This is a genomic window from Planctopirus sp. SH287, from assembly GCF_056500625.1.
Window position 1 is genome coordinate 5,230,553 of the sequence record NZ_CM151403.1, and the last position, 15,943, is coordinate 5,246,495.

The 15,943-nt window shown below is 53.8% G+C and carries 10 protein-coding genes; 7 read left to right on the plus strand and 3 right to left on the minus strand.

All coding sequences use genetic code 11. The features are described from left to right. Positions 1 to 173: 173 nt before the first annotated feature. Positions 174 to 1,100, minus strand: coding sequence for a 4-(cytidine 5'-diphospho)-2-C-methyl-D-erythritol kinase (gene ispE / locus SH287x_RS19490; protein WP_479516068.1), 927 nt, complete (start codon positions 1,098 to 1,100; stop codon positions 174 to 176). A 505-nt stretch (positions 1,101 to 1,605) separates the two neighbouring features. Here ispE and argB point away from each other — a divergent pair. From argB to argF, 3 genes are all read left to right on the plus strand, one after another. Beyond that, positions 1,606 to 2,481: an acetylglutamate kinase gene (gene argB / locus SH287x_RS19495; RefSeq protein WP_479518741.1), complete on the plus strand. Its 876-nt coding sequence runs from the start codon at positions 1,606 to 1,608 to the stop codon at positions 2,479 to 2,481. A 260-nt stretch (positions 2,482 to 2,741) separates the two neighbouring features. Beyond that, positions 2,742 to 3,947, plus strand: a complete 1,206-nt coding sequence (locus SH287x_RS19500) for an aspartate aminotransferase family protein (protein WP_479516069.1) — start codon at positions 2,742 to 2,744, stop codon at positions 3,945 to 3,947. A 294-nt stretch (positions 3,948 to 4,241) separates the two neighbouring features. After that, positions 4,242 to 5,162, plus strand: coding sequence for an ornithine carbamoyltransferase (argF, locus tag SH287x_RS19505; protein WP_479516070.1), 921 nt, complete (start codon positions 4,242 to 4,244; stop codon positions 5,160 to 5,162). Positions 5,163 to 5,347: 185 nt separating this feature from the next. Here the strand turns inward: argF and SH287x_RS19510 are convergent, their stop codons facing one another. Together SH287x_RS19510 and SH287x_RS19515 are read right to left on the minus strand one after the other, a co-directional pair. Beyond that, complete coding sequence (locus SH287x_RS19510) at positions 5,348 to 7,492, minus strand: ABC transporter ATP-binding protein (protein WP_479516071.1); 2,145 nt, start codon at positions 7,490 to 7,492, stop codon at positions 5,348 to 5,350. Between the two features lie 125 nt (positions 7,493 to 7,617). Continuing rightward, positions 7,618 to 7,920 carry a DciA family protein gene (locus SH287x_RS19515; RefSeq protein WP_479516072.1) on the minus strand — a complete coding sequence of 101 codons (303 nt, stop codon included), beginning with the start codon at positions 7,918 to 7,920 and terminating at the stop codon, positions 7,618 to 7,620. Between the two features lie 119 nt (positions 7,921 to 8,039). On the opposite strand from SH287x_RS19515, the gene SH287x_RS19520 reads away from it, so the two are divergent. The 4 genes from SH287x_RS19520 to SH287x_RS19535 all read left to right on the plus strand — a co-directional run bounded on the left by SH287x_RS19520 (position 8,040) and on the right by SH287x_RS19535 (position 15,694). Continuing rightward, positions 8,040 to 9,305, plus strand: a complete 1,266-nt coding sequence (locus tag SH287x_RS19520) for a DegT/DnrJ/EryC1/StrS family aminotransferase (protein WP_479516073.1) — start codon at positions 8,040 to 8,042, stop codon at positions 9,303 to 9,305. Between the two features lie 655 nt (positions 9,306 to 9,960). Next, positions 9,961 to 13,308: a response regulator gene (locus tag SH287x_RS19525; protein WP_479516074.1), complete on the plus strand. Its 3,348-nt coding sequence runs from the start codon at positions 9,961 to 9,963 to the stop codon at positions 13,306 to 13,308. A 629-nt stretch (positions 13,309 to 13,937) separates the two neighbouring features. Further along, on the plus strand, positions 13,938 to 14,849 hold the full coding sequence (locus tag SH287x_RS19530; RefSeq protein ID WP_479516075.1) for an ATP-binding protein: 912 nt from the start codon (positions 13,938 to 13,940) through the stop codon (positions 14,847 to 14,849). Positions 14,850 to 15,316: 467 nt separating this feature from the next. Next, positions 15,317 to 15,694 carry an STAS domain-containing protein gene (locus tag SH287x_RS19535; protein WP_479516076.1) on the plus strand — a complete coding sequence of 126 codons (378 nt, stop codon included), beginning with the start codon at positions 15,317 to 15,319 and terminating at the stop codon, positions 15,692 to 15,694. The last annotated feature ends 249 nt before the right edge of the window (positions 15,695 to 15,943 follow it).

Genomic DNA, 15,943 nt, shown 5'->3' on the forward strand with positions numbered 1-15,943 from the left:
GGGACATCGTGTCCACCGCAGAAACTGCGGCCAGCGTTTTTGCTGAAACTCATCTTGCCGTGGATTCAGGCTGACCTTAATCGATCCCTGCTGATCACAGGTTCCTGCTGACCACAGACACTCGTTACACCATCAGGGTTCTGTCCGAAATCCAACAGCTGCCTTAATAACGTTCAAAGTCCCGAACAGGCCACAAAGACCTGACCGACTCCCAAAGCTGCTAACTGGGCTGCTGCTTTTTCGGCAGCAACCTTGCTGGCACACCACCCGAAGTAGGCCGTACCGCTTCCGCTCATTTGATGGGCAAGGACATCAAGTTTTGCGAACTCGGCTTCGAGCTGCCTGACGGCAGGACAGAGCTGACTGGCTGCTGCCTGCAGACCATTATGCAAAGCATGTGCCGCGGCTGTCTGGTTCCCCTCTGCCAGGCCAGTCAGCAAAGGGCCGACAGTGGGTGAATTGCTCGTGGGTTGGCAGTGTCGATAGACCAGAGCCGTGGAAAGCCCGACCGCAGGCTTTGCCACCACAAACCAGAGGATTTCCCTTAAAGAAACGGGATCAATCTGCTCACCACGACCACGGCAGACAGCCAGAGATTCCCCACAAAGAAAGAAAGGAATGTCACTGCCCAATCTCGCTGCGAGTAACGAAAGTTCTTCCAAACTTAATGGAAGTTTCCACAAGTGGTTCAACGCCATTAATGTCGCGGCGGCATCGCTGGAACCACCCGCCAGACCTGCTTCCGCCGGGATCCGTTTCTGTAAGAGAACCTGAACACCTTGCGAAGTCCCTGCATATTCCTTCAGCAACCGTGCCGCACGAACGACCAGATTTCGGTCATCCTCGGGGATAGGTGACATATCGTTAGTTGCTGTTGAGCCGGAAGAAAAGGTTTGCCTGTCTGTCAAATCCTCACATCTCAGGTGAATTTCACCATCCGCGCGGAGTGAAAACACCAGTGTGTCGTAGTGCTGAATGGAGACCATCACCGTCTCAATTTCATGAAAACCATCAGGCCGTCGAGCCAGAATGCGAAGCGACAGGTTCAGCTTCGCAGGAGCCAGGGCGACAAGTCCTTCGTTGGTAGTTTCCAGCCGCATTGAGATTCCAGCCTGCATTTGAAGGAGAAATATTGGTCATCGCAGAATGTTGACGAACGAGTGCCGTGTCACGGCTTTGTCTTCGGGTTGATGTCGCCGCAACGTCCTCCGTTGTCGGACTTAACAACAGAAGAGACCCAAATTTTATACTTTGACAATGCACGAGGGGGCAGTTTAACAGTGCTGTTCCGATTTGCATCGGTTGCCAATTCTTGGCGCAGTTGTCTGCAATACTGTCAAAAAATGATGGGCAAGTTGATCTCTCAGTGCTCAAAATCCGTTTGCGGTGTTTTGCACTTTTGCGGGGGAGAAATCCTGACTTGACCCAAGGAAATTGGGTGAACTTCGCATGATGGGTTGTGTCAGTGTAAACTTTCCGCCTGTTGTGCCTCCTTGATGATGAACGAGCCAGACAACGCCATTGAAAATGGCAAGGAAATTCCCGTTGAACGCAACCTCAACAGACAGTACGGCATCTGGAATGGCCACCGAACAGGAGTCTTCCATGCAGGCAGCGATCCGCAAAGCGGATGTCCTGCTGGAAGCTATGGGCTGGATTCGGCAGTTCCGCGACCGACATGTGGTGATCAAACTGGGAGGAAGCGCGCTCGAAGAAACCACCGCTATTCGCCAGTTTCTGACGGACGTGATCTTCATGGAAACGGTCGGCGCACGCCCTATTCTGATTCATGGAGGTGGCAAAGCCATTAACGCGGCCATGGCCACTGCGGGAATTACCCCCCGCTGGGTTCAAGGGCGGCGCTATACTGACGACGAGACGCTGGAGATTGTCACCAGGACGCTTGCTGGTGAGATCTGCGGTTCTCTTGTCGACGAGATCGAGAGACAGGGAGGCGACGCGGTCGGCTTCAGTTACCGGTCGGTCAATGTCCTCAAGGGGAGGCAACTCTTTCTTCCCAATCCTGGCGGTGAGCCGATTGATCTGGGCCGTGTGGGAGAAGTGACTGAGATTGACCGGGATGTGCTGCTGACGGCTTGCCGGGGCGGACGAATCCCTGTCCTTCCTTCCGTTGCGCTGGATGACGAAGGCAAACGGCTCAATGTGAATGCCGATACAGCCGCCGCAGCCGTGGCCCGCCTGATTCAGGCTGACAAGCTGATGTTTTTAAGCGATGTGCCGGGGATCTTCCTTGATCGCAAAGACCCCTCCACCTTGCAATCCCACCTCACAGCGGCCCGCTGTCGGGAATTGATTGCTGATGGCACGATCGACGCGGGGATGGTTCCCAAGGTGGAAGCGGCTCTGGAAGCTTTGGCCGCAGGGGTGAAAAAAGTGCACATCATCGATGCCCGTATCCCGCACTCGGTGCTGCTGGAGATTTACTCTAACCAGGGGATCGGGACAGAAATCGTTCCCTGATCGCAGAGGAACTGGGGCGTCTGAGCGATATGGCGGATTTCTGATTTTCGCACTGACCGCCGTTTTGGGCAAACCTGTGCTTCTGGTACACTTCGCAAGATCAGTATTTGACGTTTGTGTTACGCTTGGGCCTCGAGCGTGGCACAGCTTTGTTCGTTATTCCGTGATGGCTGTTATCTCGCCATCATCAGGGATGATAACGAACTTTTGAGGCCGAAATAGTTTTGCCGGTGTTCCGGCATGTTTTAAGAGTCGCAGCAATGCATGCAATGGCCACACAGTCCAGTCAGGAAACGATTGCCAGGTTCGACAAGTATGTGGTGTCGAACTATCGTCGCTACCCCGTCTGCATCGTGCAGGGGGAAGGCTCGTATGTCTGGGATGCTGAAGGCCGCCGTTATCTCGACCTGTTCCCCGGCTGGGGCTGCAACGTGCTGGGACATTGCCCGCCCACTGTTGTGCGTGCGGTTCAGGAGCAGATTGAAAAGCTGTTGCATGTTCCTAACTCGTGGTACACCGAAGCCCAGGGCGAGTTCGCCGAAATGCTTTGCACCCGCAGCTTCGGCAAGGCGTTTTTCTGCAATAGTGGAGCAGAAGCCAACGAAGCGGCTTTGAAAATAGCGAGAGCACATGCGGGAGCCGGGCGTTATCGGTTCATTACGTTTGAAAACGGCTTCCATGGCCGGACGTTCGGTGCGTTAACAGCCACGGCTCAACCGAAGTATCACGAAGGGTTCCATCCGCTGCTGCCGGGCTTCCGGTATGCGCCTTACAATGATCTGGAAGCGGTGAAGCAACTCGTCGATAAGGAAACAGCGGGAATTCTGTTGGAGCCGGTTCAAGGGGAAGGGGGCGTCAACATTGCCTCCACTGAGTTCCTCCAAGGCTTGCGCGAGCTATGCGATGCCGAAGGGATTCTGCTGATCTTTGACGAAGTTCAGTCGGGTTCTGGCCGTACTGGTCACTGGTTTGGCTATCAGCATTCTGGCGTTCATCCTGACATTATGTCGCTGGCCAAAGGTCTGGCGGCTGGCGTAGCGGCTGGGGCCGTCATTTGCCGCGACGATGTGGCGGCCAGCCTGAAACCAGGCATGCACGGGAGTACATTTGGTGGAAACCCTCTGGCCATGGCCGCCGGGATTGCCACATTTCGCACCATTGAAGAGGAAGGGTTGCTGGACAACGCCCTGCAAATGGGCGAAAAGTTTCGTCAGCGGTTTGAGCAGATCGCGGAAACTTTGCCAATTGTCCGGGAAATCCGTATTCGCGGCATGATGATCGGAATGGAACTAAACATTCCGGCCACTCCCGCGGTGGCAAAATGTATGGAACGTGGCGTCTTGATCAACGCCACGCACGATACAGTGATTCGTTTGCTCCCTCCGCTCAACATCACTGCCGAACAGGTCGATGAAGGGTGTGATGTCCTGGCGGATGTTCTGACTGAGATGGCTCAGCAGGTCTGATGCCTTTCGAGATTGCTGAAAGACTTTCAGAGACCCAACTCCTGTTCACTGGAGTCGTTTACCTCTGAAGGATTTCTTTGACCATCAAGCCGATTGAACGCGAAGGCCGGATGACCTGCCTTCGCGTTCAATATTGTTTTTGGTGGTGCCTTGAATGTGATGTGTTTTGTCGTTGAATCGCAGTCGGGAATCCCGGCTGACTTATGAATGAGTCGCTACGGCGAATAAACCATTCGATTATTGGTGACAAGCTTCCAGGAATCAAAGGAAGCTGCGAGTAGATGGGTTTGGGATATGCGACATTTGAACGCGTTGGTGGATTTGTCCACTGCGGAAATTGAAGAGATCTTCGCCCTGACGAAGCGAATGAAGACCGGCGTTGCCAAGGGAATCCGTCCACAGTTGATGCCAGGTCGTGTGTTAACACAGGTTTTTGAGAAGCCTTCGCTGAGAACACGTCTCAGCTTTGATGCGGCCATGATGCAACTGGGCGGGAGCAGTATCTTCCTCTCGGCCAAAGATGCGGGCATTGGTGGGCGAGAAGCCGTGCAGGATGTGGCCCGCGTGATCGGCGGCTACAGCGATGTCATTGCGCTGCGCACATTCTCACAGCAACTTATCGACGACTTCGTGACCTACGCCGGTGTGCCTATTATCAATGGGCTGTCGGATGACCGGCATCCCTGCCAGGCGCTGACCGATCTGTTCACGATGCAGGAAGTCTTTGGATCGATTGCCGGCAAGAAGTTTGTCTTCGTCGGCGATGGGAACAACGTGGCCACGTCATTGGCCGCCTGCTGCTCGATGCTGGGCGTGGAGTTTGTGCTCTGTGCTCCCGATGAGTATCGATTAGGCAACGAGTTTCTCGACCGGGTCAAAATCTATCTTCCCAAGATTGATATTACAGAGACATCAAACTTTGAAGATGCTCTGAAAGATGCGGCTATCATCTATACCGATGTCTGGACAAGCATGGGGCAAGAGGCCGAAGCTGAAGATCGGGAACGTGTCTTTTCTCCCTTTCAGGTCAACGAGGCCATTCTCAAATTCGCTCCGAAGACCGCCCGGTTCATGCACTGCCTGCCTGCCAAACGCGGCAAAGAAGTCACCGATGAAGTGATTGATGGCCCGCAGAGCATTGTCTTCCAACAGGCTGAGAACCGAATGCACCTCGCGAAGGCGCTGATTCTCTGGGTGCTGGAAGTGAATGCGTGAGTCCCTGTCGTCGGGCAGGCTCCCGCCTGTCTTCCTGAATTGTTTGCGGCACCTGGAACTACTGACCTGGGACGGCAGGCGGGAGCCTGCCCGACGACTACTGGAACTACTGCCCTACGACTGACCTACTACACCTGGAATGGCAGGCGGGGGCCTGCCCTACTTCTGCCCTACATGGACTCACTTCACGCCGCTGCACGCTTCGGTTCAGCCTGGAAGAGTCGCTGGTAGATCGGGCACGTCTCTAACAGGTCATGATGGTTGCCATCGGCGACTAATCGTCCCTGATCGAGCACTACGATCCGTGTGATGAATTTCAGCAGCGAAGGCGACATCGCATGCGTGATCATCAGTGTCGTACGTCCCTTCGAGAACTCCTGCAACGATTGCTGAATCGCCTGCTCGCTCTGGGCATCGATGGCCGAGGTCGGTTCATCCAGAATCAGGAGGGTCGGATTGCGCAGCATGGCCCGAGCCAGCGCAATCCGCTGTCGCTGTCCGCCGGAAAGTTGTCGACCGCCAGAACCTAACGGCGTGTTCAACCCTTCGGGAAGATCCTGAGCGAAATCCATCACCGAGCCAATCCGCGCAGCATGTTCTATCTCTGTCTGGCTGGGAACCGGCATGTTAAAGGCGCGCCCCGCCGCAATGTTCCCGGCAATCGTGTCGTCGAACAGCACTGTTTCCTGCGAAACAATGCCAATCTGTGACCGCAGGTCTCGCAACTGGAGATCTTTCAAATCGATTCCATCGATGAAAATGCGTCCTTCCTGCGGATCGGCAAACCGGGGGAGCAAGTTCACCAGGGTCGATTTTCCCGAGCCATTGGTTCCGACAATCGCGACTGTTTCGCCCGCGTGAATCGTCAGATCGAGTTGGTTGATCACAGGTTTGCGAGGAATGCCCTCGGGGTGCGGGTAGCCGAAGGTCACATTCTCAAACCGAATGGTTTCGGAATGACGAGTGAACGACACGGGAACAACCGGGTTTTGAATCGATGGAACCGTATCGAGAACCTGAAAGATCCGCTCGGCTGATGTTCCCGACTGGCGAATGCGCGTGACATATTTTGCCATCTTCCGGATGGGATCAAGCGTGCCAGCCATCAATCCATAGAGCACCGCCAGGTCAGTGAATTCCATCGGCGTGCTCGTAAATTGAATCGGCCCGATCGACGTTTGCCCTTCCAGAACCAGATAGCCTGCAGGAATCAGGACAGCCATGACCGCACCCATCCCCAGCAATTCCGAGATAGGACTGCTTAATGAGTCGAGACGGACAATTTGTAACGCTTTGCGATAATACTCGCGGTTTTCTTTACGGAATCTGGCCCGATGGTCACGTTGAGTTCCAAACGAAATGACGACTTTGGAAAGTGAAAAGGTTTCTTCCAATTGCTGGTAGATTCGCGACATCGCATCGAGCATGCGATGGATGGCACGCTTCAACCGCAGGCTGAGGGCATATGAAAGACCCCCTGCCAGAGGAATGAAGATGATCAAAACGCAGGTCAGCCGAAAGTTCAGTATCAAGGCGGCTGACAGACAGACCATCGCCTTGAGAGGTTCCCGGATGATTTCTCCACCCGCCAGCAGCAATCCCTGAGTCAAAAGCTGCAGGTCGTTCATAAACGTGGCCATGGTTTTAGGCGTGCCGGCCATGGCGACTTCCAGAGGATCTGACTTGAGCAGATGCCGATGAAGGTCTTTTCTCAGATCCATGACGGTCAATTCGGCGACACATCCGACCAGAACATCCTGAACGACAGTCGCGCCGGCTTTCAGAAATGTCGCCACCAGCAGCAACACCAGCAGGCCGACTAACAGGCGAAACTGATCCTGGGGCAGCCAGGGAACCACATGCGATTCCAGCCAGCGCATCCAATAGATACGATAGGCCCAGGTGTCAATTTCTTTCTGAATGTAAGCCTGTCGACGCGCCACTCGCAGTGGTGACGGAGCATCAGGCTGATGATCGCGATGGATCGCGGATAAAGCGGATACGGGAGCTTCCTTGCCAGGTTCATCCTCAGAAGGCGTCGGCGCAGATTCTCCCAGGAGAGCAGAAAGTTCGGCGTAAGCTGCTTCCAACCGGGAGGTCGAAGTCTGAATATCCTTCGCAATGTAGGCATTCAGATGCTCACCTTCGAGAAACACCTTAATCACAGGGTAAGTCAAGAGGATTGCGCCACCCCAAAGGAGCGCAACAGCGCCTCCAAACCCCATGGCAAACGCCAGAAGTTTCCAGTGAGGTTTGACTCGGCTCGCAAGGCGGCTCCATTCCCGCACGACCAATTGTCCTTGTTCGGATCCTTGAACGAGGTGTGCCATCACTGTCGAGGGACAACCACTCCATCATGAGTAACAGAATGGATTACAGGTCATTTTGTCCTTCAGGTAAAGGGCATTTGCCTTTCGCCTGTTTCAGCATCTCTCTCAAACCTCGTAAACTGCGGCTATCCCAGACGAAACTTGATATCTTTCAGCTTCAATTCGGGCATCAATGTCTGGAGTTGCTCCACCAGTGACTGCCGGTGGAAACTGGATAGCTCACTCAGTGCTGCCGGATGGGTGACATAGACCTGCAAAACGCCTCGTGTGATTTTGGCTGTCCGGGTCAGAGGGCGATACATCTCAGGCACAATTTGCTTCCAGTAGACGCGAAGTTTGTCATCCCCCTGAACCTGGTTGTAACCACGCAGTTGCATGAGTTGATTGAGAATTTCGCCCAGCGGCCGAGGAGACAGATCATCCACCATGCGTATGCTGCCCTTGCTGTGAAAAACATGTCGCAGTAGGAAAACCCACCAGGTTTCCCGAGCATGTTGTCGTTTCCTGTTCCACTTCTTTTCCTCAATAGTCTGTGAAGACCAGCGGCATGAATCAATCCCGGACATCTTCTGGACAACTGGTATTGCGTGAAGAATGGATCGCCTTGCCGCTGGCTATTCTCGGCGGCAGCGCGATCTGGCCACAAGGAGCCCCTCCCCGTTTGTTGCCGCGGGCCGCCATTGCTGAGGCTTTGGTGCAGTCATTGGATAGTGATCGCTGGGCGGTCTATCAGGGAGACGCCCATGCGGCTTTGATCGCTGATCTGGAATGTCGATTTCCTGGCAAGCAAGCCATTCTCACGAGCAGCGGAACCGCAGCCATCGAACTGGCGCTCAGAGCTGCCGGGGTGGGTTCTGGTGACGAAGTGTTGCTGGCCGCATACGACTTTGAAGCAAACTTCAAGAACGTGCTGACAGTGGGGGCCACTCCGGTCCTGGTGGATGTGGAACCCGGTCGCTGGGTGATCGATCTGGATCGACTGGATGACGCCTGTTCTCCGAAAGTGAAGGCGCTGATCGCCAGTCATCTCCATGGCCAAGGGCCTGATTGGCAGGCTTTATTCAACTGGTGCCGGTCGAAAGAAGTGGTTCTGATCGAAGACGCCTGCCAGTCGCCAGGCAGGTATCAACTCTCGGGGAACTCATCAGAGCCGCTATTCACACCACTCACTCCTGCAGAGGATTCTGCTTCGGTTGAACCGGTTCAGGGGGATCTCATGACCCTCAGTTTTGGGGGATCGAAACCACTGTCTGCTGGGCGAGGGGGAGCCGTTTTGACGTCGCATCCCCGGCAAGCCGCCCGGATTCGACTTTATTGCCAGCGAGGGAATGAATCCTATCCGTTATCGGAGCTTCAAGCCCTGGCTTTAAGGCCGCAATTGGCCAATTTGAAACAGGATGACGAGCACCGATATCGTGAAGCTACGTGCATTGCCCGCGCTTTTGATGACATTCAACAGCCAGAAGGTCTGTTGCGGCCTGATTGCGCCCCGTCGCCGGTCTCGTTATACAAACTGGGATTGTGGTTTGTTCCTGTTGCGTGGGAAGGGGTCACTCGCGAGCATTGGATTGCCGCTGCTCAGGCGGAAGGGCTGCCGATTGCTGCCGGTTTTTCAGCATTACATGAAACACATTCTGCGAAACGATATCGCACTCACGATGGCTGCCTGCATGCGACCCAGGCGGCGCAGCAGGTTCTCCAACTGCACCATACCGCGTTCTCGGGAACGGCCTCCCAGACGAATGACGTCATCGCGATCTTACAGAAAATCAGGCATCATCTCCCGGCGTTAAGGGCATGGGCCTTGAAATGAAGCGGAATCAGTGGGGCTTAGAATCTGCCCGGGAAGGAGCCCTCTCCCTCGAGGGAGAGGGTTGGGGTGAGGGGGCCGATGAACCAGCCGTGTTTCCAAAGCCAAGACCAATCCCCTCATCCGGCCTTCGGCCACCTTCTCCCTCAGGGAGAAGGGTTTGATGAGGCCGGGACGCACGTTGCGAGCGGAAACATTTGTCTTTGACCGGCAGACCCTCTCCAGCCAGCGGGAGAGGGAGCATGTTGTCATCGATGAGGGATTGTCGGTGGCTCTGAGAAATACAAAATTTCCATCAAGCTGATGTTCCGTCATAGATCAACAATGGTCTATCTTTTCGGGGGAGGGATCCCGATAATATGAAGGAATAGCGAAGAAGGATCTCTCTGAAAAATCCGTTGGAACTACCCCTCTGATCTGACCGGTCAAGCCCTGAGCAGCGAACAGGCCCACGAGCCTGTGGATGAGTTCTGCGACCTGTCAGGACAGTGTGGTTGTGCCATCCTTAATCAAACAGACACCGATGTTTTTGCCAGCCAGGGCACGCTCCTCTTGTTGTCGACTGAAGATCCGATGACGAAAGTCATGAACAAGTGGTGTTAGCCATGGCGGTCTAATGCACTTACCCGGAAACGGGTCTAACCGGGCCGATTCCATCATGCCGAACATCTTGATTGTGGAACCTCGTCCCTCGGCCAGAGAGGGATTGCGTCAGACGCTGGTCGATGCTGGCTATCAGGTCGAGGCGCTGGAAGCGGATTGTGATTTCACTGCGGCTCTGGCATCTCCCCCTTCGGCTGTCATCTTGGGAAGCGAAGCACTGGACGCACTCCCGGTGGTCAAATCCCAGTGGGATTTTCGAGTCCCGGTGCTGCTTCTGGTCAAGGCGGGTGACACAGCAGCCATCCTGAAAGGGGTCGATGGCTCTGCCGATCTGATCTTTTCCTATGAAAGACCGCTTCAGGATGTACTTCAGGGAGTCCAGCAAATCACCAGCGCGGGACATGGCGAATCGCCGGCGGTGACTTCATCGCAAGACCGGTTGGTGATCGCCCTTCGTTCTGTCTGCGACGATCTCAACCTGACCCACAAACGACAGATGTCGGAAGTGCTGAAACGGCAATACGCCGAGCAAAAACTCATTGAGTCCGAATCGTTTTACCGCTCATTAGTCGAGACGCTCCCTTATGCCATGTTTCGGAAAGATCAGCATGGTCGGGTCACATTTGCCAATCGCAAACTCTGCGAGATTCTGGGATGTCCGGCCAGCGAAATTGTGGGCAAAACGGACTACGACTTTTTTCCGCCGGAACTGGCCGACAAGTATCGTGCCGACGACCGCTATGTCTTTGAAACGCATCTGTATTTCGAGGCGATTGAAGAGTTTTCGGCACAGTCCGGTGAAGTGCATTACACCCATGTGATGAAAACTCCGGTTTATGATTCACGAGGAAGCTGCATCGGCATTCAAGGTGTCTTTTCGGATGTGACTGATCGCAAGCGAACCGAACTGGCACTGGATCAGGAACGGGATCTTCTCAACAGCCTGATGAAAAGCATCCCGGATAATATTTATTTCAAGGATATCGAGGGAAAATATCTGAGGATCAACCAGGCAAAAGCCACATCCAGTGGCCTGTCCGATCCCAATTTTGCGATTGGGAAATCCGATCTGGATTTCTTTACCCCCGAGCACGCACATATTGCCCGTCAGGATGAATTGCGGGTGATGGAAAATCGCCTGCCGATTGTGGGCAAAGAGGAACGGGTTGTCTGGGCGGATGGGCATGTCCGCTGGATGTCGACCACCAAGCTGCCTCTCATTTCTCCCGCAGGGGACGTGGTCGGCACCTTTGGCGTTTCCCGTGATATCACCCCCATGAAGCTCGCTGAGCAAGCCTTGCGTGAGGCGAAGGATGCGGCTGAAGCGGCCAATCGGGCCAAGAGCGATTTTCTGGCCAATATGAGCCATGAAATCCGCACGCCTCTCAACGCCATTATCGGGATGACCGAACTGGTGATGGATACAGAACTCAAGCCAGCGCAGCGTGACTATCTGCAGATGGTGCTAGATTCGAGTGAGTCGCTACTGGGAATCATTAACGACATTCTCGACTTCTCCAAGATCGAAGCCGGTCGGCTGCAATTCGATGAACAGCCTTTCCGTCTGAGAGATTCATTGGGTGACACCATGAAGTCGCTCGCCAATCGTGCCCATCGAAAGAAGCTCGAACTGGCTTATCACGTTCCTCCTGATGTCCCCGATGAAATGCTGGGAGATGCGGGTCGACTGCGCCAAATTATTGTCAATCTGGTCGGCAATGCGTTGAAATTCACTGAACGGGGCGAGGTGGTGCTCGATGTTGCGGTGGAACACCGGTCTGATCACCAGGTGACGCTGCACTTCAAGGTTTGCGATACAGGCATCGGTATTCCTGAAGAAAAATTCGCCACCATTTTTGAAGCGTTTGAACAAGCCGATTCTTCAACCACACGCCGCTTCGGAGGAACGGGCCTGGGGCTGGCGATTTCGTCCCGTCTGGTGGAATTAATGCAGGGCCGCATCTGGGTCGAAAGTGTGATCGGTAAAGGCAGCACTTTTCATTTCACAGTTCAAATCAATCTGGCACAGGGTGGGGATCTCGCACCCATCTCGCATCCTCCGCAACTTCGGGGATTGCGGGTGCTGGTGGTTGATGACAATCAGACCAACCGCAAGATTCTGGAAGAACTGACTCTGGTGTGGGGAATGCGCCCGCGAATGGCTGCCAGTGCGATTGAAGCTCGCCGCGAGATTCAGCATGCCATCGATCAGGGAGAACCTTTCACCCTGATTATCACCGATGCGCAGATGCCCGGCGAAGATGGCTTTAGCCTCAGCGCTTCCATCAGATCTCAATCGAACCTGTCTTCCGTCGAAATCCTGATGCTGACTTCAGGTGACCGATTGGAAGATCTTTCCCGTTGTCAACAACTGGGGATCGCCGGCTACCTCATCAAGCCCGTCAAACAGTCTGAACTTTATAATTCGATCGTCGGGGTCATGGGGAAATCGCCTCGGGAATTCACCATCAGCAAAGAGTCGCTGATTCCCGATCACTCTCCCCGGCCTCGCAGGATTCTGCTGGCAGAAGACAGTATCGCCAACCAGAAGCTGGCGCTGGGGCTGCTTGATCGCTGGGGGCACCGGGTGCTTGTGGCCAACAATGGAAGGGAGGCCATCGAGCGTTTCCGTCATGAATCTTTCGATCTGATTCTGATGGATGTCCAGATGCCTGAACTCGATGGCTTGGAAGCCACCGCTGCGATCCGAGAGATCGAAAAGCGAACGGGGAAACATATCCCGATTGTGGCGATGACGGCACATGCCCTGCAAGGTGATCGTGAACAGTGCCTGAAAGCAGGGATGGATGACTATCTCATGAAACCCATTCGTGCCCGCCAACTTTTCCAGATGATTGAGCAGCGCGCCAATAGTGATTTTCAGCAACCGCCAGAGACTCGCACGGTCTCCGGCGAAATCCCCTTCGACACCACAGCCATTCCCGAATTACCAGAGGTTGAAGTCTCTCCGCCTGATTCAGAGCTGGAAGCCTTTTCAGTACCGAGTGCTCTTTCATCACCGAATGATGGCGTGCCCGATGGTCTCCTGGCGGATATCAACTGGAGCGAAGCGCTGCGTGCAACAAATGGTGATCGAGAGCTTTTGGCAGATGTCGGCAGTGCCTTTCTGGAAGAAACTCCCTGGCTGCTGAATAAGCTGGATGAAGCACAGGAAGCAAAAGATCTGAAAACCTTTCAACGTCTCAGCCATACTCTCAAGGGAGCGTTCCGTACCTTTGGGGCCATGGGGATCAGCCAGAAATACGAAGAGATGGAACTGGAGATTAAACAGAAGAGCCAACTGCCAGAGAAAGCCAATCTCGATGCCAATCGTGTCGTGGCTGATGCGATTATTTTGCGTATTGCCGAAGAGTTGCCTGTCGTTTGTTCAGAAACCCGTTAATTTTCCGGTCCCGGGTGGGACTCAGGGACTCCCGCTATGGCATTGTCATCATGTAAGATTCGGGTGTGGTCTGTGGTGAAGTCCGACAACAGAAGACATTGCTGCAACATCAACCCGAAGACAAAGCGGTGACACGGCACAAGTGGAGCTTCAATTCTGGTTTGACAGGTTCAGCAGTGGGTGATGAGCAGGCCAGCGAGCCTGCGGACAAGTTCAACAACCTGTCAGGACAGAGTGGTCGTACCACTAGCGAAATCTGCTTTTGATTGGTATGTCAAATGGAGTTTCCCAAGGTGCGGATCCTGTGATCGCCGATCAGGTCAGAGAAGTTCTTATCGCAGAATTGGGAAAACAGGGAGTGGTTGATCACGGCAGGGCTGCCGGCTGTTTGAAATTTTTGATGGTCGTTACGTGCTGTCAAAATGTTGTGGTGATTGAGTTGTTGCGTTGAATCAACGCTGTGGCGTTCTTAAGACACCAGTGCATTGTCATGTATAAAATTCGGGTCTCTTCTGTAGTTAAGTCCGACAACGGAGGACGTTGCGGCGACATCAACCCGAAGACAAAGCCATGACACGGCACTGGCAAACAAAATCAAAAACCCAGGCCACTGTGACCGGAATCCGGCTATGCCTCGCATCCTTGTAGTGGATGATTCGACAATTGATCGCCGGTTGGTTTGTGGTCTACTGAAGGCGAATCCCGCCTGGAGTGTGACAGAAGCCATCAGTGGTACGGATGCTCTTGAGCAGATTGCGGTACAAGTCCCTGATGTGGTGCTGACAGACCTGGCAATGCCTGAACTGAATGGGCTGGAACTGGTCACGACGCTCCACCAGGAACATCCCTCGTTGCCTGTTGTCATCATGACCGGGGTCGGGACTGAAGAAACCGCGGTCTCTGCTTTGAGGCTGGGCGCAGCGAGTTATGTCCCGAAGTCCCGTCTTGCCCAGGACTTAATGGATGCGATTTATCATGTGATGGAAGCCATCCGGGATGATGCCACCCGGGAGCGACTCTTTCAGCGGGTCATGTCACAAAAAATTGAGTTCTCTATCGAGAATGATCCGGAACTTATTGCGGCTCTGGTGCAATATCTTCAAGAAGAAACCGCTCGTAGTGGGATTTGTGGAGAAGCGGATCGGATTCGTGTGGGAATTGCGTTGCAGGAAGCCCTGACCAACGCCTGTTTTCATGGGAATCTGGAGGTCGATTCCTGCCTGAGAGAAGTCGATCATCGGCAGTTCTATGAGCTTGCTCGCGCACGCATGAGCATTCCTCCTTACTGCGACCGAAAAATCCACGTGGTCGCTCAGTTTTCTCCGATGACAGCCAAGTTTGAGATTCGCGACGAAGGGCCGGGGTTTGATCCTGGGATGATCCCTGATCCAACCAAGCCTGAGAACCTCGAGAAGCCTTGTGGACGAGGGTTACTTCTCATGCAGATGTTTATGGATGAGGTGACCTACGGGAACCAGGGAAATTATGTCACGTTGAAGAAGCACCGTCGCGAACATTCCGGGAACTCGGCGGGTCAATAAGCGTCTGTTGTTTTTATCAGCGGGATGTGCTTGCGATAAGTTCACCCCATGAACGAAAGCTGACGGACTTTTTTACGAGGTCTTCTCGGGAGTGTAAGAAGTTCTTCAGCCCAGGCTCAGTAAATCCAATGATGAGTGTCTTGTCGTCGTGGAAATGTCCTTTCAGGTATATCGTTTTTTAGTATTTGGCCCGACAAATGCACTGACGATTTGCACCGATGGTTTGCACAAACGCCTTGTTGCGATTAACGATTGATCTGATCTGGTCTGGCTTGATGATTGATGAACCTTCTGCTGTTTCATTGTTGATATAAAAGTGATGACGAAGTGAGTCAGGAGATCTGAAAGCGGTTTTCCTCCGGATCATCCCCGTAAAGGAGGCTTTGTTCAATGAACTTTTTTGTCCGGAGGTTGTCCTCTGGTGTCTTGTGAGTGTGTCGCTGATTCTTTGGAAGGAGGGCCATCCGATGTTGCCGGCCCCTGTTGCCCCGGCTCGGTATTTTGAATTAAGGAAGCAAGGAAATGTGCTCCGGCTGCATTTGAAAAAATCAGTCAGCAGTCTTGCCGATGAACGCATCCTGGAAGAAGTGGAAACCTTCTTATCCTCGATGCAGGAACATGCTCCCGATGCGGTGATCGTCGATTTGTCGGCGGCACCGTATTTTGGCTCCTGCCTGTTGGAAGTGCTGCGGCACGTCCGAGAAGAGGCTGGACGCCAGGGAGCAAAAATGGTGCTCTATGGAGCCTCACCAGTGGCTCGCGAAGTCCTTGAAATTGCGCATTTTGACCGCCTGATTCCCCTCGTGGAAACAGAGCATGAGGCATTGGCCAGTTTGATCGCATAACCAGAATTATTACCAGGGCCGCAAACCGCCCCGAAGATTGGTGGAATAAACATCACCGGTCTTCGGGGCGGCTCGTTTTTCACAATCACCCGTTTTCACCACCACTCGTTTTCACAATCACCCGTCGGGAAACCCTCCTGAATTGCTTGACGTCATGCGTTGTCACGTCCTCCGATGTCGGACTTGACGGCCTGCTCAATCCCGCTTTTAAGCATTTGACAATGCACTAGACAGACTTTGACAAAAAAT

Coding starts and splice junctions, on each gene's coding strand:
- ispE (WP_479516068.1), bottom strand. CDS start 1,100: ATGCGGCTGGAAACTACCAACGAAGGACTTGTCGCCCTGGCTCCTGCG.
- SH287x_RS19520 (WP_479516073.1), top strand. CDS start 8,040: ATGAATCAATCCCGGACATCTTCTGGACAACTGGTATTGCGTGAAGAA.
- SH287x_RS19515 (WP_479516072.1), bottom strand. CDS start 7,920: ATGGTGGATGATCTGTCTCCTCGGCCGCTGGGCGAAATTCTCAATCAA.
- SH287x_RS19500 (WP_479516069.1), top strand. CDS start 2,742: ATGCATGCAATGGCCACACAGTCCAGTCAGGAAACGATTGCCAGGTTC.
- SH287x_RS19510 (WP_479516071.1), bottom strand. CDS start 7,492: ATGGCACACCTCGTTCAAGGATCCGAACAAGGACAATTGGTCGTGCGG.
- SH287x_RS19525 (WP_479516074.1), top strand. CDS start 9,961: ATGCCGAACATCTTGATTGTGGAACCTCGTCCCTCGGCCAGAGAGGGA.
- argB (WP_479518741.1), top strand. CDS start 1,606: ATGCAGGCAGCGATCCGCAAAGCGGATGTCCTGCTGGAAGCTATGGGC.
- SH287x_RS19535 (WP_479516076.1), top strand. CDS start 15,317: ATGTTGCCGGCCCCTGTTGCCCCGGCTCGGTATTTTGAATTAAGGAAG.
- argF (WP_479516070.1), top strand. CDS start 4,242: ATGCGACATTTGAACGCGTTGGTGGATTTGTCCACTGCGGAAATTGAA.
- SH287x_RS19530 (WP_479516075.1), top strand. CDS start 13,938: ATGCCTCGCATCCTTGTAGTGGATGATTCGACAATTGATCGCCGGTTG.